Source organism: Heyndrickxia ginsengihumi, from assembly GCF_011008565.1.
Lineage (GTDB): Bacteria > Bacillota > Bacilli > Bacillales > Bacillaceae_C > Weizmannia > Weizmannia ginsengihumi.
The window spans coordinates 23,160-47,058 of the sequence record NZ_JAAIWK010000005.1; the positions used below are offsets into that span (position 1 = coordinate 23,160).

The following is a 23,899-nucleotide window of genomic DNA, read 5'->3' on the forward strand; positions in this document are numbered from 1 at the left end:
TGAGGAGGGGCGATAGTGGTATTAAGTATCAGAAATAAGCAAATTTTAAATGAGCTTGTGGCAAATCCGTCTATTATTAGTGTGGAATTGGAGAAAAAATTTAATCTCACACGAAGACAGCTTGGATATAGCATCAATAAAATAAATGAATGGCTTATCACGAACAACCTTCCAATAATAGAGAGAACAAGACAGGGTTATTTTATTATTAATGAAGATATTTTTATCACAATGAATGGTGAAAGTAGGGAGATTCATCCTCATATTCTTACTGAGAAACAGCGTGTTGCTATTATTATCATGATGATTTTAAGCTTAAAAGAGGAATTATCATTAAATCATTTTGCTTTCGAACTGGATGTAAGCAAAAATACGATTTTAAATGATTTGAAACATGTACAGGTGTATCTGCAGGAGTATGACTTAACGATTAAATACACAAGAAAAGACGGTTATGTTATTGAGGGGAAAGAATTTCAAATTCGAAAATTGCTCATTAGAATGACCTTTGAAATATTAAATTTTCATAACGGTAAAGGACAATTAAAACAAATAACCGGAATTCAAAATGAGCAAATTAATGAATTCGTTACAAGAATTGGAAAGTTGGAAAACAAGTTAAGTCTAAAATTTACTGATGAGAAACTTGAAACGATGCCGTTTATTTTTATTTTAATCTTAAGGAGAATCAAGAAAGGAAAAATTATCCAATCAATACCGATTGATTACAAGGAGCTATCCCATACAAAGGAATATTTGGCAACGGAAGAGATTTTATTTAATCATGAAGAAATTCCCGTTTCTGAACGGATATTTATTACTTTACATCTTTTAACGACAAATGTTTATTGGTCTGATTCTTTAATAGAAGATGATATTCCGAATTTGTTTCCAGCAATAGATAATATGCTATTGCACTTTGAGGAAAGTGCATGTATTTACTTTCAAAATCGTGAGCAACTGTTGGATAAACTTCTTCAACATATTAAACCAGCGTATTACCGGATCAAATACCATCTTAATGACACCATTAACTTTGAACTTTCTTTTAGCAATGAGTTTAAAGAAATCCATCATTTAGTTAAGCGTTCCATTGGCTCATTAGAAGAAATAATAGGCAACCCTATACCGGAAAGTGAAATCACATATATTACTATGTTGATCGGGGGATGGATGAAACAACAAGGAGAAAGTATTCATACAAAAGTGAAAGCGATTGTTGTTTGCCCCCAAGGCATATCAGTTTCAAGACTCATGTTTAATGAATTAAGAGGGCTATTTCCAGAGTTTATTTTTTTAGATTCGTTGTCAGTTCGTGAATATATTGGTTATCAATTTGAATATGACATTATCTTTTCCTCCATTTTTTTGGAGACAGATAAAAAATTAATTGTTACGAAAGCATTTTTAGATCAGGAAGAAAAAATTCGTTTAAGAAGACAAGTGATGTTAGACCTCTATGGTTTTGTACCAAGTGAAATAGATGTTAATGGTCTAATAGAGATGATTAAGAATCATTGTATTATTCATGATGAAATCGCCTTAAAAGAAGGCTTGCAAAAATATCTTCATCGTGATGACCAGCCGGTTGTTAAAAAGAATAGATCCAAAAAAGAAACAAATTTATCCGAACTAATAAGAAAGGAGACGATCATCACAAGGAGGTCTGTTACATCATGGGAGGAAGCAATAAAAGTCGCTTCAAAGCCATTGATTCTTAATGGCTGTATTACTGAAAACTATGTAGAAGCAATGATTAAGAATAATACGGATCCTTATATTGTGATTAGTCCAAACGTTGCTATTCCCCATGCAGTTCCAGATGACGGCGTAAAAAAGTTAGCAATGAGTTTGTTGCGCTTGGAAAATGGAGTGAAATTTGTTAAAGATCACTTCATCAATCTAGTCGTTGTTGTTGCCGCTATTGATCGGGTACAACATTTGCGCGCGCTTACTCAACTAATGAAACTAGTTGCTAATCAAGATAAAAGAAATTCTATAATTCAATCACGATCACCATTAGAAATTTGCAATTTATTAGATAAGTATACTTCTCAATAAATATTGAAAGGAGGTGAAGTAATAGTGCCAAAAATCATTGTTAATACTAGATTACAAGTAGGAAATTGTAAAGAAATAATTGAGAGGCTTGGAGTACAGATGCTTGAGGCAGGTTATGTTAAAGATACTTATATCGAGGCTGTGCTGCAAAGAGAGGATATTTTGCCTACAGGGCTAAAGACTGGACTTGTAAATGTCGCGATTCCCCATACAGATGTTACACATGTAAATGAATCTGCAATATCTATGACAACATTAAATAGACCTGTGAAATTTTATCTAATGGAAGACCCTAGTCAGGAAATAGATGTTGATATTGTCTTTCTTTTAGCGGTAAAAGAACCAGAGGAGCAAGTGCAATTATTAAAGAACTTGATTGCGATCTTTCAAAATGAAGAATTATTGGCGCAAATGAAAGACATAGAGGATGAAAACAGTTTAAATCAAGTTATTAAAGCTTCTCTTGAGTTGGTATGAATTTTTGCATTTTTTGAATTTTTAAATAAGGGGGAACTAATATTGAAAACATTTAAAATTTTATCGGTATGTGGATCAGGAACTGTAACATCTTCTATGGTGGCACAAAAATTAAAGGAGGAAATGGAAGTGCGTGGAATTAGAGTTACAACGAATGAAGGTAAACCAACTGAAGCATTAAGCTTTGCGCAAAGCGGGGCCTATGATCTTATTACACATACGAGCCCATTGCCAAAAGCAGATTATGGCATCCCAACAATTAGCTCAATCAGTTGTTTGACAGGGATAGGAGAGGAAGAATTTTTCGATGAAGTCGAGGCAGTACTGAGATCATTAGCAAAATAAAAAATTAAAAGGAGTGTACCTATATGCTGAAGACTTTACAGGCCGTTTTTAATGCTTTTGGTGCTCCAATTCTTGTACCTGTTATCATTGTAATTATTGCCTTTCTTCTTAAAGTTCCTAGAAAGAAAGCTTTAATGGCAGGGCTATACGCAGGTATCGGTTTACAAGGATTTATGCTAGTGCTCAACTCATTTACCCCTATCATTTCACCCGTTATAAAGAATATGGTAAAAATTACAGGAATTAATCTCCCCGCATTTGATGTCGGTTGGCAAGCAACATCGATAGTGGCATTTTCGACGCAGCCAGGAATGATTTTTTTAGCCGTAGGCTTAATTTTACAAACTGTCCTCTTTCTTGTGAAATGGACTGACGTGTTCCAACCATCAGATCTTTGGAACAACTATTCTTATGCTATTTGGGGATCAATGGTCTATGTTGTAACGCATCATATGCTTTTAGCGCTAGGGTGTATGATTCTCCTTAATTTATATAGCTTATTAAATGCGGAAATCATGGCAAGAAGGTGGTCAACTTATTATGGATATCCAAATGCAACGATTATTGCTATGCATAATATTGAACCGACAATTTTTGGGATCATAATGGATCCGCTATTAAATAAACTAGGATTTAATAAAATTAAACTAAATCCTGATGCCTTGCAAAAACGTTTAGGAATTATCGGTGAACCTATTACTCTAGGATTTTTTCTCGGGCTCATTATCGGATTTCTTGGAAATCTTAATTCGTTAGATTCATTACATTCTTGGGGAACGATCATGATTGTCGGTGTGGCAACGAGTGCTGTAATGGCAATATTTCCAAAAGTAGCTGGGATTTTTTCTCAAGCATTTATTCCAATCACAGATGCAGCGAGAAAATCAACGATGAAAAGAGAGAAAGGATCAGGGCGTGAGTGGTATTTAGGGATTAATGATGCTGCTGGGTTTGGGGAGCCGGCAACCTTAACCTCTGGACTTCTATTAATACCTTTCATGGTAGCTATTGCATTAATTCTGCCGGGTAATAAAGTGTTGCCTGTTGTAGACTTATTAGCACTACCATTTATGGTTCAAGGTCTTGTAGCAATTACTAATGGAAATATGGCCAAAGTGTTTGTGAACGGCATTATATGGTTTAGCTTAGGCCTGTATATGTGTACGTATACAGCACCTCTATTCACGGATATTGCAAAAGATGTAGGGATTGCTTTGCCTGCTGGAGCACTTCTCATTACTAGTTTTAATATTCTCGGAAAACCTTTAATGGGATTAGTTTTCTTAGCTTTCTTAAGTGAAAATATATTATTTATAGGAATTGCTGTTGTGATTTACTTTATTCTATGGTTCTTATTCCGAAAAAATAAAATGGCGATTTATGATTATTTAGATCGGCAAGCAGCGAAAAACAATCCTGTAACTGAGGAAGATATCGCTTCCTAAAAGTAATGAAGCAGTATGGTTAATAGGAGGTATTCATTAATGGAAGGAAAAATGAAAGCTGCCGTTTTGCATTCGCTTCGTCATTTTGAGACGGAGATGGTGGATATTCCAACAATTGATGATGACGAAGTGTTAATTAAAGTAAAGTATTGTGGGATTTGCGGATCAGATGTTCCGCGCTCGATGATAAGCGGTGCACGGAAATATCCTTTGATCTTAGGACACGAGTTCACTGGTGAAGTAGTAGAGATAGGAGATCAGGTAGATCATATTAATGTTAATGATAGAGTAGTCGTTGCTCCTTTAGTTCCCTGTGGCAAGTGTGAACATTGTAGAGCAACGAACTATGGACTCTGTGATAATTATAACATAATTGGAACTGGAAGTAATGGAGCTTTTGCAGAATATGTAAAGGCTCCTCAAGGCCATGTGATACCGATTCCGGATCATTTAGATTATGAATCGGCAGCAGGAATCGAGCCAGCTACCATTGGATATCATGGACTACAAAAAGCCCATATTCAACCAGGAGAAACGGTCGTGGTAATGGGGTGTGGTTCAATCGGTCAATTAACCGTTCAATGGGCTAAAATTTTTGGGGCAACTACAATTATTGCAGTCGACATTTTCGATGAAAAATTAGAATTAGTAAAAACACTCGGTGCAGATATTACAATTAATTCAAAGAAAGTAAATGCAGTGGAGGCAATAAAAGCACTGACTCATGGCGGCGCTGATGTTGTAGCTGAAACTGCAGGAAGTGTCGTCACTCAGCAACAGGCCATTTTAGTAGCTAAGAAAAAAGGCCGTGTCGTATTTTTGGGTATAACGCATAAAGGTTTAAATTTGCGGGAAGAAACAATGAATCATCTTATGCGTGGAGAAATAACTATTCAAGGATCTTGGAATTCCTACACTGCCCCATATCCTGGTCTAGCTTGGAAGGCAGCATTGGATTATATGGCAAATGGAAAAATCCAATTTAAATCAATGATTTCACACAAAATTCAAGTAGAAGAGGTAGGGGAATATCTCAAAGGTATGGCAGATCGAACGTTAGATTTTAATAAGGTACTAGTTTCATTTGAAAACTAAGGTGCCTGACCCCTTTTGTGCTTTATCGCACAAAAGGGGTCAGGCACTTAAAAATGACTATCGACGGAAAAGCTGCCAGTAATGAATTGAGTATTTTTCATTTTTCCGCCTGTTATTACTAACGAGTGGGCGAGGAGTGAGCCTTGTTCTTTTCTTTTTAACCCCTTTAATAGCATTCCGTCTGTTATACCTGTTGCTACAAAAAAACAGTCATCTGTTTTAACGATTTCATCAATCGTTAAAACATTTTCTGGATTTGAGAGGCCCATTGAAATACAACGATCTATTTCTTCCTGATTTTGTGGAATTAATTTCGCCTGAAAATCGCCACCTAAGCATTTTAAGGCTGTAGCAGCAATTACTCCTTCTGGTGCGCCTCCTGTGCCAACTAGCATATCCACATCACATTCATCAAAAGCCGTTGCAATAGCTCCAGTGATATCCACGTCAGAAAAAAACTTTACACTGGCACCGGCTTTAATCACTTCATTAATTAGTTCATTATGGCGCGGCCGTTCCTGGATCATTACAGTTAAGTCTTTTACCTCTTTTCCGAGTGCTTTCGCTACCGCTTGCATATTTTCTATAAGGGGTCGCTCAATATTAATGACACCTTTTGCTTTAGGACCTACTGCTATTTTTTTCATATACATATCTGGAGCGTGCAGTAAACATCCTCTACTTGCAACGGCAATAACTGCCAGTGAATTGTCTTTTCCTGTTGCCATTAAATTGGTGCCCTCTACAGGATCGACGGCAATATCAACATCGGGACCGAGGCCTGTGCCGAGTTTTTCATCAATGTAGAGCATCGGGGCCTCATCCATTTCTCCTTCTCCAATTACGATTACACCAGACATATTAATTTGATTCATTCTGTTGCGCATAGCCTTTGTTCCTGAACCGTCAGCTCCCATTTTATCGTTCCGTCCAATCCAAGGATGACAAGCAATGGCGGCTTGCTGGGAAACTGCAAGAAATTCCATTACCAAGTTCTGTGTACATATGATTTCAGCGAATTTACTTTTTGTAGGCATAGCTTAGATTTCCTCCTTTATATATATTCATCGTAACAAGAACAACTGGGAGATTTTGGGAAAGCTAATATAAAAAAAGACTGTAAACCATTTATTGCAGTTATACAGTCCTTGAAAATCTAATTTGCACTTACAGCAGTACCGTTGTGGATGACAGCTTTTGCTTGTTCCACTACATTCGTAACAGTGAAGCCAAATGATTGAATGAGTTGGTCGCCTGGTGCAGAGGCACCGAAGCTGTCGATACCAATAATGCGTCCTTCATGACTGATATATTTGTGCCAGCCAAAGGTAGAGCCCATTTCACATACTAAACGTTTTTGATGATGGGAAGGTAAAACAGATTCTTTATATTCATTAGATTGTTTTTCAAATAGTTCCCAACTTGGCATACTGACAACAGAAGCGTCATATCCTTGCTCAGACAATACCTTTTGGGCCTCGATGAGAAGTGAGACCTCTGAGCCGCTTCCAATGAGAATAATATCGGCTTGTGTTCCTTTTGATTCTAAAAGTACATAAGCTCCTTTTTTCAATCCATCGCTCGCTTTTTCACGACTATGTGATAAAATCGGGAGGTTTTGTCTACTAAGTACGATCATAATTGGCTGTTCCTGTTGTCCGATAGCATAACGATAGGCTTCAACGGTTTCATTGCCGTCTGCAGGGCGAATAACGGTAAGCCCAGGCATTGCGCGGAAGCAAGCTAAATGTTCAATTGGTTCATGGGTTGGTCCATCCTCGCCAACTGAAATTGAATCGTGAGTCATTACATAAGTAACAGGAATGTTCATTAAAGCAGCAGAACGTACTGCAGATCTTAAATAGTCAGAAAAAACAAAGAATGTACCGCCAAATGGCTGAACTCCTCCGTGTAAAGCCATTCCGTTTAGAATACCGCCCATTGCAAATTCACGAACCCCAAACCAAATATTTTTTCCTTCATAATTTGCAGCCGTTACATCACCAGCATGTTTCAAAGCTGTTTTGTTGGAGGAAGCTAAATCAGCACTTCCGCCAAAGAGAGTTGGTAAATTTTCTATGATTTGATTTAATGCGATGCCGGATGCATCTCTTGTTGATATTGCTTTATCTTCTGGATTGTATTGTTTCAATCCTGCATCCCAAGCTTCTGGCAGTCTGCCCTCAATCAATGCCTTAACTTCAGACGCTAACTTTGGATACTCTATACAGTAGCTTTTGAATCTTGTAAGCCACTCTTTTTCTAGTTTTGCTCCTTTTTCACGATAAACATCTTTTAAGGCTTTTACTTCAGCTGGTAATGTAAAAGGAGGGAGCTCCCAGTTATATTGTCTCTTTACTAATTCAGCTTCTTCAGCACCGAGTGGTGAACCATGAACAGAAGATGTGCCAGCTTTATTTGGGCTTCCATAACCGATGATCGTTTTAACTTCAATGATGGTTGGTTTGTTTCTTTCTGGCTTTGCTTCCGTAATTGCTTTATTGATTGCGATTAAATCATTGCCATCTTCGACAACAAGCGTCTGCCAGCCGCAGGAGCGGAATCGCTCTTGAATATTTTCAGAAAAAGCCTTATCTAGATCACCATCTAATGAAATGTTGTTAGAATCATATAATAAAATTAATTTTCCTAAGCCGAGATGACCGGCAAGTGAAGCTGCTTCGTACGAAATTCCCTCCATTAAACAACCATCGCCGCATAATAGATACGTATAGTGATCGATTATTTCATGATTTGGATGATTATACATAGCAGAAAGATGAGCCTCAGATAGTGCCATTCCGACTCCCATGGCAATGCCTTGCCCAAGTGGACCCGTCGTGGCATCAACTCCAACGGTATGTCTATATTCAGGGTGTCCTGGCGTCTTGCTTCCCATTTGTCGAAATCGTTTCAATTCAGACATAGGCAAGTGGTATCCGAATACATGAAGTAAGCTATATAGTAGTGCTGATCCGTGTCCGGCTGAAAGTACGAAGCGATCTCGATCAAACCAGTCAGGGTTATTCGGATTAAATTTTAAATGGTTTTTCCATAGGGAAGTAGCCATTGGAGCTGCGCCCATTGGTAAGCCGGGGTGTCCAGATTTTGAATTTTCAATCATATCAATTGAAAGGACTCGAAGGGACTGGACGACCTGATTATCGAGTGACTGCATGGTTTTCACCTTCTAATGTTTTATTAAAAGATTCCCAATCCTTTAAAAAACCTTGAATTCCTTTGTCTGTCAATGGATGCCCCCATAACTTCGGAAATAATGAACCTGGAATGGTCGCAATATGGGAACCAGCTTCTGCAGCCGCTTCGACATGGCCTAAATGGCGGATACTTGCTGATATAATTTCTGATTTTAGTCCATAGTGATCAAATACTTGTTTTAACCGTTTAATCATTTCAATTCCGTCAATGCCGATATCATCAAGCCTTCCAAGAAATGGGCTAATAAAAGTAGCACCAGCTTTTGCAGCCATTAATCCTTGGGCAACGGAGAAAATAAGTGTTACATTTGTTTTAATATTTTCTTTCGATAGTGTGTGAACCGCTTTCAACCCTTCCTCAGTCATAGGAATTTTAATGACTACATTTGGGGCCCATTGCGAAATGACACGTGCTTCGTTTATCATTTCTTCAGCTTGTAAGCCAATTACTTCTGGACTTACAGGACCTTCTACTACATTACAAATCTCTTTAATTACTTCTTCAAACGGACGGCCTTCTTTAGAAATAATAGATGGATTAGTCGTTACTCCGTCTACAAGTCCTAAAGCATTAATTCTTGTAATTTCTTCTATGTTCGCAGTATCTAAAAAGAACTTCATGTTATTCTCTCCATTCTAAAAGATCATGAACGATAAGGAGTTAGCAGTTTGAACCATGCAGAAAATATTCTTTTTCTTGATCCATAATTTGATTGATTTTTCTTTCGGAATTGCCACCTTTGAATGAAACATTTAGATAGGCCTCAGCTATTTTTTTGGCTGCCTCTTCTCCAATAACCTTTGCACCCATTGTAATAATTTGGGCATTATTGCTGAGCTGTGCTCGCTCTGCTGAATAAACATCGTGGCATTGTGCAGAACGAATACCTGGCACTTTATTTGCAGCAATGGACATACCGATTCCAGTACCGCAAAAAAGTATACCTCTCTCGATAGAGGCATCTTTTATTTCAGTCGCTACTTTAAAAGCAACCCCTGGGTAATCCACTTCTTCTTTTGAATAACATCCATAATCGATCACTTCATGTCCTAAGTTTACAATATAAGCTTTTACAGCCTCTTTTAAATCGAATGCATTATGATCTGCTCCTACACCAATTTTCATGATAATCACTCCTGATTTTTTTGTTTATTCGTTTATATTTTTTCACTTGTTTTCGTTTTTGTCAATATTTTTCTTTAATTATGAAAATAAACGAAAGTAAATGAAATTAAAGTAATCCGTACCATCTATAATGTAAATATAGTAGCTATTGATCTACAAATGAACGTGATAATAAACAATGAACATGGTTGACTACGGATATATAACAATAGAGAGAGTACTATAATATGGATCTGTAGGTGAAAAGGTTATTGTTTATAGTTTATTTGTTTTCGTTTTCAATCAGTATTTTTAAAAAAATAAAAAAACGTTGACAAAACGTTAATAAATGATAATATTCTAAATATAGAAATTGCTGCATGATTTATTTGTTTATTGTTAACGCTTTATTTTTTAAAGTAATTGTTTCATAATTTTATATGTTTAAAGGAGGATCTAGAAAGACGGAATAGATAGATGTCTTAAGGAGATTGATCTAATACTGTAGTCTAGAAAAACGGCATAAAAAGTCAGAAAATTCTTGATGATAAGTCCGAAAATGTTGAAAGGAGTGTAAGGATATGACAATTAAATTCGGTTGCCATACGTCTACGTGGGTATTGGATTACGATAAAGAGGTTGACTGTATTGATCAAATTATTGATACAGTAAGTGATGCTGGATTTGAAGGTGTTGATGTTCAAGTAGCTTTACTTGGGAAATATAAACATGATCCTCAACGGCTTAAAGAACGACTTGACAGTAAAGGGATTGAATTAGCTGCATTGACTGTCCCATTCACATGGTTAAGTGATAAAGAGTCCGAAGAAGAAAAGGCAAGAGCTGATTTCTATATAGAATATGTAAAACATTTTCCGAATGCAAAGCTGAATGTTCCTTCAAGAGTAGGCCCAAATCGTGATAATTTATTGAAGAGACAAAAAGAGATTATAAGTTGTGCAAACGCACTTGGGAAGCGGGCGTATGAAAATGGTGTCGTTGCCTCATTCCATCCTGCTTCTCCAGCTACTTCATATTTTAGAACAGAATCAGACTATAACGTTCTGTTTGAGGAGTTGGATAGAAGGTATATCGGATATACACCTGATGCTGGGCATATTACTGCAGGAGGAATGAATGCGGCTGAAATTATCCGCCAAAATCTGCCTATCATTAAGCATGTTCATTTTAAAGATTGCTCAAATAATCTTTCTTGGAGAAAGATGGGCGAAGGTGATATCGATTTTCCTACAATTGTAAGAGATTTAGTAGATTACGGGTATGATGGTTGGATTATGGTTGAAGAGGAGACTCCAGAAACAGCCGTAGATCCAGATAAAGTTATCTATAATGTATATAAATATGTGGAAAAAAATTTAAAACCAATTGTAGTTGGAAAAGTAAGCGGTTTATTTTAGAAATCATTCTTTTATATAAAAGAAAATATTCATGTGAGGTGGAAATCATTATGTCTAGTCAAGAAAAGCTTTCTATTATTGGTTCAGGAATTATGGGACACTCCATTGCGTTAACTGCTGCTTGGTCGGGATTTCATGTTAAAGTATGGGGAACAAATGAACCTGATATTGAACGGGCTCGAGTAGGACTTGAGGAAAAATTACGTGTATTAGTGGGCTATGATGTATTAACTGAGAGTGAAAAACAAGACATTATTCAAGCTATCACGTTTACTGATTCGCTAACTGATTGTGTTGCAGATGCAACGTTTGTAATAGAAGCAATACCCGAAATACTTGAATTAAAACAAGACTATTTCAAACAACTGGATGAATTGTGTCCAGAAAATACAATCATTGCAAGCAATACTTCGGGTCTTAGTGCAACTGAAATCGCTAAATTAACAAAAAATCCTATGCGTACAGTTGTAACACATTTCTGGAATCCTGCTCATTTAATGCCGTTAGTTGAAGTTGTACGTGGAAAATATACATCCGACGAAACAGCCGAACGTGCGCTTGCTTTACTAAAAGCGATGAATAAGCAGCCGATTCTCGTTAAAAAAGATGTGTTAGGTTCCGTTGGAAATCGTTTGCAATATGCAATTTTTAGAGAGGCTCAATATATCCTTGAACAGGGAATCGCATCTATGGAAGATATCGATGCAGCTATTCGTTATAGTCTTGGCCGCCGTTTTGGTGTAACAGGTCCATTTATGACGATGGATATGGGTGGATTGAATACGAACGCCGCGATTACTTCATATCTCTTTGAAGATTTATGTGATAGAAAAGAGATCTTTCCAGCTATGAAAGAATTGGTTGATAACGGTCATATAGGTCCGAAAGCTGGAAAAGGTTTCTATGATTGGACACCTGAATTTACAGTTCAAATGGAACGCGAACGCGAAGAAGAATTAATTCATTGGCTAAAAAAGGATATCGAATCAGTAAAACAACCAGCAAAATAAGCAATGTTTAAAGAGGTGCAATACGGTTAACATTGATTAGAACTTGGTAACTAACTTAAGAGTATCAGCTTCTTCAATTTCTCCAATGAATCTATGTAAAGTATAAAGAAGCTGATACAAATATACATGACTGAAATGTGGCGTATGGTAATCTATTATTCAGCTTTGTGACGTTAAGGACTTTTTATTCAAAAAGTGATTCGTTTCATTTGGTATACACTCTTATTATATTATTTTTGTAACCGCTAACAAAAATATTGAGGAAATTGGAGGAGAAGAAGTATGGGATTGAGAAACCCGTCGCCCCCTATACAAAAGAAACAATTTAAAAAGAGAACGAAAGCAAGATATATCATTTTGTTCATTTTATTTTTAAGTACTGCTTTAAATTACCTTGATAGAACGAATATATCTGTTGCAGCTCCTTTGTTAAAGAGTGACCTGCACTTAAATGCAGTTGTCTTAGGTTTAGTCTTCTCAGCTTTTGGTTGGACATATGCAATCATGCAGATTCCTGGTGGGTGGTTTTTAGATAAATTTGGAGCACGTCTCACATATGGAGTAGCGTTAGCAATTTGGTCACTGTTTACGTTGTTCCAAGCCTTTGCAAGAGGATTCGGTTCCTTATTTGGATTGAGGCTTGGACTTGGTCTCTCTGAGGCACCCGCTTTTCCGACAAACAACCGTTTAGTTGCCACATGGTTTCCTAGACATGAGCGTGCATTTGCTACAGGTTTCTACACTGCTGGTGAATATGTTGGATTAGCATTTTTAACACCAGTTCTTGCTTGGATTGTTTCCGATTTTAGTTGGCATGCAATTTTTATCGTTACTGGGATATTGGGTCTCATTTTTGTTCCTATTTGGTTTAAATTTGTACACGACCCTAAAGATAGTCCTTACGTAAATGACGAAGAGCTTGCATATATCGCAGAAGGCGGAGGTCTTGAAGAAGAAGCGAAAGACAAGAAAAAACTAAGTTGGTCGCAGATCAGTGTCCTTCTTAAACGCCGTACACTCTGGGGGATTTATATTGGCCAATTTGGAGTAACGACAACACTATGGTTCTTCTTAACGTGGTTCCCAACTTATCTAGTAAATGAAAAGCATATGACGATTATTCATGCTGGATTTTACTCAATGGTTCCATATATTGCTGCCTTTTGTGGTGTCCTGTTTGGGGGAGCGATTTCTGATTGGCTTATTCGAAGAGGTGTATCAGCTAGTATTAGCAGGAAAACACCAATTATTATCGGACTGCTCTTAGCTTGTACAATCGTTCTTGCGAATTATACTTCTTCTATTGGTCTAGTTATAACAATTATGTCGGTTGCGTTCTTTGCTCAAGGTATGTCAGGTATCTCTTGGACACTAATTGGCGATGTTGCACCGAAAGAACTTTTAGGGCTCGCTGGAGGTATTTTTAACTTTGCAGGTAACCTATCTGGAATTGTTACACCAATTGTTATTGGTATGATTGTCGGAGAAAGCCAGCATTTTGGCGGCGCTCTTATCTTCGTTAGTACAGTTGCGCTAGTTGGTGCGCTTTCCTATCTGCTTTTAGTTGGTAAAGTAGATAGGATTGAAATTGAATCCAAATAAATTGTTCCTTGCAGGCTGTAATCAGTCTCCTTAAAAACGGGAGATTGCTTACAGCTTTTTTTATTTTTATTGTTTTAAATTTTGCCGGTGATCTGTTCACTTTTCCAGGCGGTGCTGAGCCTCCCCGACGTTTCCAGGCGTGATGAGATAACCTACATGCTTTGGGCCATCTGGGAAATTACGTATCATAGTTGCTTATTAACGGAGATTATTTGCAAAACGTTTAGATAAAATGATAAAAGTTCACTTTTGGGAAGGATTTTAACGATGTTACAAAGTAATATATATCTTAATAAGTACATAGGAAAAACCGCGTAAAGAACATAAAAATAGATTACAAAAAAAACAAAAAATGAAAATTGACACAAATAAACGAAATGTTTTATAATTTAAAATGAAAGAAAATAAAACTAAATGAAAATATATATTCAGTTTAATTACCGTAATGGGATGGGGGACTTCATTTGAAAAAAGTTATTAATAATCCTGATAACGTTGTACAAGAAACAATAGAAGGTTTCATAGCTGCCAATAAACATTTATATAAAAAGGTTGAAAATGTAAACGGAGTCATTCGGAAAGACCTTAAAGATAAAGTTGCTGTAGTCACTGGTGGCGGGAGCGGACATGAGCCTTTATTTATAGGATTAGTTGGTGAAGGACTTGCGGATGGAGTAGCTCTTGGTAACGTATTTGCTGCCCCAACCCCGTATAATGTGCAGGAAGTTGCCAAAGCAGTTGATGCTGGAAAAGGTGTTTTGTTCGTTTACGGAAACTATTCAGGAGATGTTTTAAACTTTGATATGGCAGTAGAGTTATTGGAATTGGATGATATTAACTGTAAAACAGTTTTAGTAACGGATGATGTGGCGTCTGCTCCAGTTGAACGGAAAGCGGATCGTAGAGGGATTGCTGGTGATATTTTTGTTGTCAAGATTGCAGGTGCAGCCGCAGAAAAGGGATTATGTTTAGAAGAAGTTGCTAACATTGCACAGAGGGCAAATGATCAAACCTTTTCTATTGGTGTTGGATTGTCTCCGGGAACGATTCCGGGTGTTAAGGAACTGCCATATACACTTGGAGATGATGAAATAGAGGTAGGAATGGGAATTCATGGTGAACCAGGAGTAGAACGTACAAAATTAAAACCTGCTGACGAGTTAACGGATAATTTGATGGAAATTTTATTAGAGGAAGGCAACATTGTTGCAGGTGATGAGGTTTCTGTTTTAGTAAATGGCCTTGGTTCTACAACATTAATGGAATTATTAATTGTGAACCGAAGAGTAGAACATATTTTGGAGCAACGAGGAATTAGGGCATACGATATGGATGTAAATAGTTATTGTACAACACAGGAAATGGGTGGATTCTCAATCACTCTATTGAAGTTAGATGACGAATTAAAAGAATTATATAATGCACCTGCTTATTCACCATATTACAAAAAATAAGTGATTAATAGATAGGAGGAAATATCATGGAAAAAAGTATACAAACAACAGGTTTAAACGCAACTCAAGTTAAAGATATGTTTCTTTATGTTGGTGAGAAAGTTCAAGAAAATAAACCGTTTTTAACAAAAATTGATAGCGCTATCGGTGATGGAGATCATGGAATCGGAATGTCTGTTGGTTTTAAAAAGGCGGAGGAAAATCTAGGAAAAAAAGAGTTTACGAATATTCATGATGTATTTAAAACAATCGGTATGTCAATGATTTCATCTATGGGAGGAGCATCCGGCATTATTTTTGGCACTCTGTTTACTGGTGGAATTAAAGGGCTTGAACCAAAAGAAGAATTAGATCTTCCGTTATTAGCTGAAATTCTTGAAAAGGCATTAACTTCAATCAAGGTGAGAGGAAAAGCTAGTTTAGGAGATAAAACGATGATTGATGCACTAGAACCAGCGGTAAACAGTTTAAAGCAGAGTGCAGCTAGCAATCAAAGTTTGTTAGCAGGCCTTAAAGAGGCTGAAGAAAGTGCAGCAAAAGGTGTGGAGAACACAAAAGAATATATTGCAAAATTTGGTAGAGCCAAATCTTTAGGTGAGAGAGCCATCGGCCATCAAGATGCTGGTGCAACAACTGTATGGATTATGTTTAAATCTATGAGAGAATGGCTAGAGGAGTTCGCTAATCGTGGATAAGATTTGGATCGGTACCAATTGGAAGATGACAAAGACATTGGCTGAGGGATTATCCTATTCAACAAAACTTAAAAGTATTTCAAAAGAGATATCACCAAACATAGAATTATTTATTATTCCTTCCTACACAGCATTGTTGCCGATTAAGGAGATTATTTCTGGATCAAGCATTCAACTAGGTGCTCAAAATATGCACTGGGAAGATCGAGGTGCCTATACTGGCGAAATTTCCCCAAAGATGCTAGATGAAATTGGCATAGATATTATTGAACTAGGACATTCGGAACGAAGACAATATTTTAATGAAAATGACAATGCAATTAATAAAAAGGTGCTAGCTGCTTTGAAATACAATATGAAACCTCTTATTTGCATTGGAGAAAATCTAGAACAAAAAAATAATAATATTTCAAAGGAAATATTGGCAACACAATTAAAGGTTTGCTTGAAACATTTGTCTGAAGAGCAGGCAAGGCATGTAATGGTTGCTTATGAACCTGTTTGGGCAATAGGAGAGCAAGGGATACCTGCTGATGCCGAATATATTGCGGCTATTCATACATTTATACGGGATACATTGAAAGTGCTTTTCCCTGATGCTGGAATAGATATTCCTCTTTTATATGGTGGGAGTGTGAATCAGAACAATTTCCTTGAATATATCGAAATTGAGAATGTTGATGGCCTGTTCATTGGAAGGGCGGCTTGGGATATTGAAAGTTTCCAATATATTCTCAAACAACTGGATTCTCATATGTTTGTCTAAAAAGTGATTGGGAGAATTGAATGAAAGAATGAGCGGCTTTGGATCATATTCATCCAGATAGAGTAAACTGTATCCTTAAAAGAAGTCAAAAAGGATACAGTTTTTTTAAACTAGTTATAACTATTAAAGAAACACTTTTATAAACTGTACACGTCATTATTAATTTTCATCATTTTCTTTTACCTCGTTCATAAAAAAGGGATAAATGAAAGCAAATTTGTGATAAAGGAAAACATTCTATTTAAAAAAACTAGTAGTTTTTGTCTATTTTCCTTTATAATATAATGTGTTTATTTCTAATATGTAGGTAAAAATGAGAAAATATAAAAACAAGTTATGAGGAGGTGAAAATATGTTCGCTGATCAACGCAGAAATAAAATCCTTGAAATCGTAACAGAAAAGGGGACCGTGACAGTAAATGAACTGACAAGTTTACTTAATATTTCTGCTGCAACCATTCGATCAGATTTGAATCAGATGGAGAAACAAGGGTTACTGAATCGAACACATGGTGGAGCAATGATAAAGGAAGAAGATTCGGAGTTACTAGATAAAAGATATGAAGAAAGAGAAAAAAAGTTCCGAGTTGAAAAGCAAAGAATTGGCAGTAATGCGCTAAAATATATACAAGAAGGCCAATGTATTCTCTTAGATGCAAGTACTACCTGCTTTGAGCTAGCTCGATATTTAAGAGATGTGAAAATAAGGCTAACGGTTGTTACAAGTGGAATCGCTACTGCTGTCATGCTGAAGGAAAATCCGTATCTAACTGTCATTATAATTGGTGGCATTGTAAGAAATTCTTCCAATTCGGTTGAAGGGATGCTCGGCGAAGAGCTTTTGCAAAAGATTAATGTCGATATTTTGTTTACCTCTGCCTATGCCTTTAATATTAAAGATGGTCTTACTGACTTTAGCTACTATGAAGTTGAATTAAAAAGAAAAATGGTATCAGTAGCCTCAAAAGTTATCGCTTTATTAGATCATAGTAAAATGGACAAGAGCTCCATTGCGACATTTGCTCGTCCTGATGAGATTGACTTATTGATTACAGATAAAGAAGCGCCTGAAGAAATAACTGATTACTTTGTCAATCATGGTATCGCCTTAGAAATCGCATAAAGTGCCTGACCCCTTTTGTGCTTTATCGCACAAAAGGGGTCAGGCACCTATTATAAAACGGACGATAAAAGTTTTTGAGAGTATGAGTGTTGTGGTGTTTCGAAGACATCTTTTGTATCGCCTATTTCTACAATAATCCCTTTATACATGACAGCAACCCGTTCACACATGTAGCGAATAACGGACATATTGTGAGAGATAAATAGATAGGTTAATTGCTGTTCTCTCTGTAATTCTTTTAATAAATTTAATATTTGTGCTTGAATTGATACGTCGAGGGCTGATGTCGGTTCATCTAATATGATAAAAGTCGGTTCTGTTATGAGTGCCCTTGCAATGGCGATTCTTTGTCTTTGTCCGCCGCTAAATTCATGTGGAAATCTTCCAAGATGCTCCTCTTGAAGACCTACCCGCTGAATTAATTGTTTTAATTTCTGTGACTTTTCTTTTCTCTCTGTTCGCGGCAGTGCAAGCAATGGCTCTAAAATAATGTCTTTAATCCGCATTCTTGGATCAAGCGATGAATGCGGATCTTGGAATACTGTTTGAATTTCACCTGGGCGAATTCGTTGGTATTGTTTCTTCTTCCATAATGATTTACCTTCATACGTAATTATTCCACTCGTCGGAGCTTCCAGACCGATCAGCATCTTTCCTAATGTACTTTTTCCAGAACCAGATTCACCAACTAATCCCAGAATTTCCCCGCGCTTAATGCTCATATCGACTGGCCCTACCGCTTTCGTGCTATGTTTACCAGTATAATAAGTTTTTTCTACTTGCTTGATTTCAATCATAAGACCGCCCTTTCTAGCCAACAGGCTGCTTGGTGAGCAGAGTCGTTAACAGTGGATAATGTAGGGTGGTTGCTATTGCAAATTTCCATTTTTTTATAGCAGCGAGCAGCAAAAGCACAACCACTAGGGCGATGAAGCAAACTTGGAGACTCTCCAGTGATTGCCTTTAATGGCTGGGTAGGTTCAGTTAAATCAGGTAACGCGTTCAATAATGATTGTGTATATGGATGAAAAGGATGTTCCAAAATATCTTTTGTTCTCCCGCTTTCAACCACTTCTCCGGCATACATGACCACTGTTCTGTCACATACTTTAGCAACAACTCCTAAATCGTGAGTAATTAGTAGAACGGAGGTCCCTCTTTTTTGATTTAATTCTTTAATGAGATTTAAAATTTCATACTGAATTGTGACATCGAGTGCAGTTGTTGGTTCATCGGCAATTAATAAGTTTGGTGGGGATGACATCGCGAGTGCAATGACAATTCGCTGGCGCATTCCACCGCTTAATTCAAATGGATATTTCTTTGCGACGAGCTCAGGATGATCAATATGAACATCATGTAAAGCTTGTAGGACTAACTCCCTAGCCTGTTTTGTGGAGATATTTCGATGTTGTTTAATCACGTGAAGTAATTGTTTTCCGATTTTCATCGTAGGATGGAGGGCAGTCATTGGTTCTTGGAACACCATGCCAATTTCTTTTCCTCTTAGTGCTTGCCGATCATTAGGTTTTAATTGAAGAAGATCCCTGCCATTATATATGATTTCCCCGCTTGAGATGATTGCATTTTCTTCTAATAATCCAAGAATTGATAGAGCAGTAATTGATTTGCCGGATCCAGATTCACCGACAATGCCTAATATTTCCCCTTTTTGGAGGGAGAGATGAATATTTTTTAATGCTTCCGTTCGCCCGCGCATTCCTACAAAATCGACATGTAAGTTTTTAATATCCAACAGCATATCTTTTCCTCCTATCTTGCTGATTTAGGGTCTAGTATATCGCGAATACCATCTCCAATTAGATTAAGAGCGCCAGATGATAGAAATAGCATGAGCCCCGGAAAAGTAGGATACCACCAATAAGTTAATAAATATTCCCAACCTACGCTAATCATTGCTCCCCATTCTGGTGTAGGAGGTTGAGCGCCAAGTCCCAAAAATCCAAGAGTGGATATTAATAAAATTGCATCGCCTACATCTAGCGTTGCTTGAATGATAACTGGAGAAAAAGAGTTTGGAATGAAATGCTTGAGAATAATTCGTATTTTGCCAATCCCAAAGGTTTCAGCTGACTTTACAAACAGTGTTTCTTTTAAAACTAATGCTTCACCTCTTGCTAAGCGAATATAAACAGGTATTTTTACAATTGCAATGGCGATCATAGCGTTTTGCAAGCTTGGTCCTAATACAGCTGCTAAGGCCATTGCTAATATTAGATTTGGAAATGCAAGCAGCATATCTGCAATCCGCATAATGATTTGATCTAAAATTCTTCCTACATATCCAGAAACCGTTCCGACAACAACACCAACGAGGCTTGCGATTACGATGACAACAATGCCGAAACCAAGTGATAATCTTGCACCATATAAGATTCTTGTAAAAATGTCCCTCCCAACTTCATCCGTTCCGAACAAATGATGGAAAGAGGGAGATTGGAACTTTTCGGAAATATTGATTTTCGTTGGGTTGTATGGTGTAACAATTGGAGCAAATAAAGATAGCAAAATAATTATTCCGAGAATAAAGATGCCAATCCAGGTCATTTTATTTTGCTTCAACTTATACCAAATGGGGTTTGTTTTTAATGAGCGTATTTTTTCACTATAAGTAATTGAAGAAGCCACCATCATTCCCCCTATTCCTTCATTTGTGGATTTAATAATCCGTATAAGATATCTACAACTAGATTAATTAATACATAGCCGATACTAATGACAATCGTGAATCCCATGATGGCTGGAAAATCTAAATAGGCAATAGAGTCGACAACAAATTTTCCCATTCCGGGCCAACCGAATACGGTCTCTGTTACGACGGCACCGCCCAACAATGAGCCAAAAGACGTGCCGATTACGGTAATGGTAGGAATTAAAGCGTTTCTTAAGGCATATGAGATGATTAATAATCGTCCGTGAATTCCATTTGCAATTGCCGTTCGAATATATTCTTGCCTCATAACCTCCAACATACTTGCCCGGACTTGTCTTGTAATAATGGCAAGTTGCGCAAAGGACAATACGACTGCTGGCAGAAAAATATGCTTTAAGCTACTTTTTAGGGCAATAGAGTCACCAGTCAAAATACTATCTAAAATATAGAATCCAGTAATATGTGTTGGTGGATTGATTGTTTCATCAATACGGCCATTTGCAGGGAACCACCCTAACCATCCGTAAAAAATTAAGATGATTACTAAACCGCTCCAAAATACAGGGATTGACACACCACTAATAGAAAAGATACGGCTAAAATGGTCCCAAAAGGTATTCTTTTTCAATGCCGAAAGAACCCCTAATGGGATGCCGATAATAATTGCAATGAAAAAGGCTGCGATAGCTAATTCGAGTGTTGCTGGGAAATAGGTCATTAAATCATCTAGTACAGGTTGATGCGTTCTAATTGATGTTCCGAGATCACCAGATAGTAAATTGCCAACATATTGGAAATATTGGATCCAGATCGGCTGATCTAGACCCAATTGTTGACGAATTGATTGAACTGTTTCTTTGCTAGCATGCTGCCCTGCCATCATGCTAGCGGGATCACCAGGTATTACATGAGACAAAATAAATGAAACTAATGTTACGCCAAAGACGACGAATAAAAGAAACCCCATTCGCTTCAAGATCGTTTTTTGCATGGTTCGTCACTCCAGTAATTATTTTGACATCTCACTTAAATTGTAAATTCCGTCGAGCATTGGATTATATACGAAGCCTTTAACATTTTTGTTCATCGGTAAAGTAAAGTTTTTCTGATACAGTAAAATATAAGGCGCGTCTTTCATGACAATTCCTTGAACTTGTTTGTAAAGTTGTTCTCGGGTTGTTTTATTGTTGTTGGTAGCAGCTTTTTGTAATAGCTGATCAACTTTACTGTTTTTATAGAACGCGCGATTTCCAGCTAAACCAAAGTTTTTAGAATCGTACCAATAGTTCATAATGCCATAAGGGTCACCGAAGTCAGGACTCCATACTCCTAAGGCTAAATCAAAGTCTCCCTTGTCAATCATGTCACGAGAAGTTGCATATGCGACACTTTTTAAATTAACTTTTACACCAATATCAGCCATATTTGATTGAATGGTTAATGCTTCTGTTTTCCACCATGACTTATTATCTGAATACAATAAATTGAGCGTTAAGTGTTTCACTCCTGCTTCTGCTAATAATGCTTTTGCCTTTTTCACGCTATGTTTGTATGGTTTAGCCGTTTTATCATGACCCCAAATACCATCTGGAATAGGCCCATTTGTTTTTGTTGCATATCCTAATTGAACAGCATCAATAAGAGAATCGTAGTCAATCGCATCGTTTAAGGCTTGACGAACTTTTGCATTTTTAAGTGCGGGGTTTCCTTTACTTGTGTTGATATATACATAGTCGGTTGTTAGGCTAGGTTTCTGAATTAGTTGAACATTGTTAAGCTTCTTGACATCCTTCATTTGGTCAACAGGAATGCCTTCAGCGATGTCAATTTCTCCCTTTTGCAATTGCATACGTTGTACAGATGAGTCACTAACGATTTTAAACACAATATTTTTTAATGCTGGCTTCACTTTTGAATGAGGATTAAGTCCGAGTGTAATGGAGTCACCTTTTTTCCAATCTGTTAATTGGTAAGGACCGCTTCCCATCGTATGATTGGCAAGATAGTTCTGTCCTAAGTCTCCGTCTTTTTCATGTTCCATTATTTTTGGACTTACAATATTTCCGTAGTTTGTTGCGAGAGCTGAAAGGAATGGAGGGAAATTTTCCGAAAGCTTAAATGTAATCGTCGTAGGATTGTTTACAGAAATTTTTGATATCATGTTAAACACACCTGCAGGTCCACTGGCAATTTTTAATGTGCGTTCAAAACTGGTTTTAACAGCTGCAGCATCGACAGGTGTTCCATCTGCAAATGTATGGCCCTTTTCCAATGTGAATGTCCATGTTTTTCCATCTTTACTAACAGTCCACTTTTTAGCAAGACCTGGTTTAATATTCGTCGTGGCTCCATCATAATCGACAAGTCGTTCATATGTAGAATAAATAATTTTCCACGATGTATTATCCATTGTAACTGCCGGATCGATTGTTCCGACATCGGCAGGAATGGCGACGACAAGTTCATTTTTACCTGTATTACTCGCGGCAGTCGTATTCGTTGTAGCTTTTTTTGATGGGGAATTTGCGTTTTCTTTACAAGCGGTCATTAAGACCATCATACAAACGATCAGTAATATTAAGCTAATCTTTTTCAACATGTTTTCCTCCCTTTTTAGCTGTGAGTTCGATTCCCATGTATTTTGGTAACGTATTGTTTTCCTTGGCCCATAATGGATTTCCATAGTCGAAATGCCACCACTCATCGGGATTGGAACGGAATCCAACATCGATCATACTTTTTCTTAACAAGCGGCGGCGGTCACGAATATTCTTTTCTTCATCGGTTAATAGTTCTTTTTCATAAAAAAGAGAATGTGCTTTCTCCGTAAATTCATCAAAATCAGTTCCCATGTCTAACCACCCTTTTTCATTTGCAAGCGTTAGGTCAACTGCACCGCCGGTATAATGGGGAGCGGGATTATAAGGATCCATTGAAGGGGCAGCAACAAAACGTGATAGTTGTTTTTTCGCTTCTTTCTTGTCATATCTCTGTAAAAAATATGTTTGGTGCATATCATAAAGGGCCTGCTGAGTTCGATAAGATCTCCATCCATCTAGAATAACAAAATGGTATTCTTCCGGAATACTTTTCAATGCCGCTAATAATTTTTGAACCACACCTTCTCTCAAAAAACAGTCATTCTGTGCTCCAGGGATATGATGCCGAAAATAATATGGAAAAACTTTAATCCTTTCAGAAACGTGGGCAACAGATATTAATGCTTCTTCTTTATCATTAAAGATTTCCCCCATGTATTCACTCCTTTTTCGGTAAAGTAAATTAATATTCATTATATTTATAATAAAAAGTATATTCGTCCAATTAAAAATGATGTTGCAAAAAAAAGGTGCCTGACCCCTTTTATGCTTTATTGCATAAAAGGGGTCAGGCATTATTGTTCATTTCGAA

22 protein-coding genes are annotated in these 23,899 nt (G+C 37.1%); 12 read left to right on the top strand and 10 right to left on the bottom strand.

The features are described 5' to 3' along the window. Positions 1-15: 15 nt before the first annotated feature. From G4D61_RS04925 to G4D61_RS04945, 5 genes are read left to right on the top strand one after another with little or no spacing between them, the layout of a single operon-like run. Complete coding sequence (locus tag G4D61_RS04925; protein WP_035355715.1) at positions 16-2,061, top strand: BglG family transcription antiterminator; 2,046 nt, start codon at positions 16-18, stop codon at positions 2,059-2,061. Between the two features lie 24 nt (positions 2,062-2,085). Next, the gene (locus G4D61_RS04930) at positions 2,086-2,538 is read left to right on the top strand and encodes a PTS sugar transporter subunit IIA (protein ID WP_200886144.1); all 453 of its coding nucleotides are present in this window, start codon (positions 2,086-2,088) and stop codon (positions 2,536-2,538) included. Positions 2,539-2,580: 42 nt separating this feature from the next. Then, positions 2,581-2,883, top strand: coding sequence for a PTS sugar transporter subunit IIB (locus G4D61_RS04935; protein ID WP_035355704.1), 303 nt, complete (start codon positions 2,581-2,583; stop codon positions 2,881-2,883). A 23-nt stretch (positions 2,884-2,906) separates the two neighbouring features. Further along, positions 2,907-4,328 carry a PTS galactitol transporter subunit IIC gene (locus G4D61_RS04940; RefSeq protein WP_035355698.1) on the top strand — a complete coding sequence of 474 codons (1,422 nt, stop codon included), beginning with the start codon at positions 2,907-2,909 and terminating at the stop codon, positions 4,326-4,328. Positions 4,329-4,367: 39 nt separating this feature from the next. Further along, positions 4,368-5,423 (top strand): galactitol-1-phosphate 5-dehydrogenase, encoded by a 1,056-nt coding sequence (locus tag G4D61_RS04945; protein WP_035355696.1) that lies wholly within the window; start codon positions 4,368-4,370, stop codon positions 5,421-5,423. Between the two features lie 47 nt (positions 5,424-5,470). Here G4D61_RS04945 and glpX read toward each other — a convergent pair whose 3' ends face one another. From glpX to rpiB, 4 genes are all read right to left on the bottom strand, one after another. After that, positions 5,471-6,460 (bottom strand): class II fructose-bisphosphatase, encoded by a 990-nt coding sequence (gene glpX / locus G4D61_RS04950; protein WP_052137938.1) that lies wholly within the window; start codon positions 6,458-6,460, stop codon positions 5,471-5,473. Between the two features lie 119 nt (positions 6,461-6,579). Next, entirely contained in the window at positions 6,580-8,601 is a 2,022-nt protein-coding gene (gene tkt / locus G4D61_RS04955) for a transketolase (protein ID WP_163173349.1), read from the bottom strand. Then, on the bottom strand, positions 8,585-9,262 hold the full coding sequence (gene fsa / locus G4D61_RS04960; protein WP_035355695.1) for a fructose-6-phosphate aldolase: 678 nt from the start codon (positions 9,260-9,262) through the stop codon (positions 8,585-8,587). Before fsa ends, tkt begins: the two co-directional genes overlap by 17 nt. A gap of 40 nt (positions 9,263-9,302) precedes the next feature. Then, a complete protein-coding gene (gene rpiB, locus G4D61_RS04965; RefSeq protein WP_035355691.1) occupies positions 9,303-9,767 on the bottom strand; it encodes a ribose 5-phosphate isomerase B in 465 nt (154 codons plus the stop codon). Between the two features lie 560 nt (positions 9,768-10,327). Here rpiB and G4D61_RS04970 point away from each other — a divergent pair. From G4D61_RS04970 to G4D61_RS05000, 7 genes are all read left to right on the top strand, one after another. Next, on the top strand, positions 10,328-11,164 hold the full coding sequence (locus tag G4D61_RS04970; RefSeq protein WP_163173351.1) for a sugar phosphate isomerase/epimerase family protein: 837 nt from the start codon (positions 10,328-10,330) through the stop codon (positions 11,162-11,164). A 50-nt stretch (positions 11,165-11,214) separates the two neighbouring features. Next, entirely contained in the window at positions 11,215-12,174 is a 960-nt protein-coding gene (locus G4D61_RS04975) for a 3-hydroxyacyl-CoA dehydrogenase family protein (protein WP_035354704.1), read from the top strand. 282 nt (positions 12,175-12,456) lie between these two features. Then, entirely contained in the window at positions 12,457-13,776 is a 1,320-nt protein-coding gene (locus G4D61_RS04980) for an MFS transporter (protein ID WP_035354705.1), read from the top strand. 464 nt (positions 13,777-14,240) lie between these two features. Continuing rightward, positions 14,241-15,230 carry a dihydroxyacetone kinase subunit DhaK gene (locus tag G4D61_RS04985; RefSeq protein ID WP_163173353.1) on the top strand — a complete coding sequence of 330 codons (990 nt, stop codon included), beginning with the start codon at positions 14,241-14,243 and terminating at the stop codon, positions 15,228-15,230. Positions 15,231-15,256: 26 nt separating this feature from the next. Continuing rightward, positions 15,257-15,925: a dihydroxyacetone kinase subunit DhaL gene (gene dhaL / locus G4D61_RS04990; protein WP_163173355.1), complete on the top strand. Its 669-nt coding sequence runs from the start codon at positions 15,257-15,259 to the stop codon at positions 15,923-15,925. Then, the gene (locus G4D61_RS04995; protein WP_035354707.1) at positions 15,918-16,691 is read left to right on the top strand and encodes a triose-phosphate isomerase; all 774 of its coding nucleotides are present in this window, start codon (positions 15,918-15,920) and stop codon (positions 16,689-16,691) included. The genes dhaL and G4D61_RS04995 overlap by 8 nt, the downstream gene beginning before the upstream one ends. 352 nt (positions 16,692-17,043) lie before the next feature. Next, on the top strand, positions 17,044-17,814 hold the full coding sequence (locus tag G4D61_RS05000) for a DeoR/GlpR family DNA-binding transcription regulator (RefSeq protein ID WP_035354708.1): 771 nt from the start codon (positions 17,044-17,046) through the stop codon (positions 17,812-17,814). 50 nt (positions 17,815-17,864) lie between these two features. Here the strand turns inward: G4D61_RS05000 and G4D61_RS05005 are convergent, their stop codons facing one another. The 6 genes from G4D61_RS05005 to G4D61_RS05030 are packed head-to-tail and all read right to left on the bottom strand — an operon-like array spanning position 17,865 to position 23,742. Continuing rightward, complete coding sequence (locus tag G4D61_RS05005; protein ID WP_163173357.1) at positions 17,865-18,611, bottom strand: ATP-binding cassette domain-containing protein; 747 nt, start codon at positions 18,609-18,611, stop codon at positions 17,865-17,867. Beyond that, the gene (locus tag G4D61_RS05010; protein ID WP_025727255.1) at positions 18,608-19,576 is read right to left on the bottom strand and encodes an ABC transporter ATP-binding protein; all 969 of its coding nucleotides are present in this window, start codon (positions 19,574-19,576) and stop codon (positions 18,608-18,610) included. Before G4D61_RS05010 ends, G4D61_RS05005 begins: the two co-directional genes overlap by 4 nt. An 11-nt stretch (positions 19,577-19,587) precedes the next feature. Further along, positions 19,588-20,463, bottom strand: coding sequence for an ABC transporter permease (locus G4D61_RS05015; RefSeq protein WP_231473002.1), 876 nt, complete (start codon positions 20,461-20,463; stop codon positions 19,588-19,590). 11 nt (positions 20,464-20,474) lie between these two features. Continuing rightward, positions 20,475-21,479, bottom strand: a complete 1,005-nt coding sequence (locus G4D61_RS05020; RefSeq protein WP_163173359.1) for an ABC transporter permease — start codon at positions 21,477-21,479, stop codon at positions 20,475-20,477. An 18-nt stretch (positions 21,480-21,497) separates the two neighbouring features. Then, a complete protein-coding gene (locus tag G4D61_RS05025; protein ID WP_025727258.1) occupies positions 21,498-23,087 on the bottom strand; it encodes an ABC transporter substrate-binding protein in 1,590 nt (529 codons plus the stop codon). After that, the gene (locus G4D61_RS05030) at positions 23,071-23,742 is read right to left on the bottom strand and encodes a M15 family metallopeptidase (RefSeq protein WP_025727259.1); all 672 of its coding nucleotides are present in this window, start codon (positions 23,740-23,742) and stop codon (positions 23,071-23,073) included. The genes G4D61_RS05025 and G4D61_RS05030 overlap by 17 nt, the downstream gene beginning before the upstream one ends. Between the last annotated feature and the right edge of the window lie 157 nt (positions 23,743-23,899).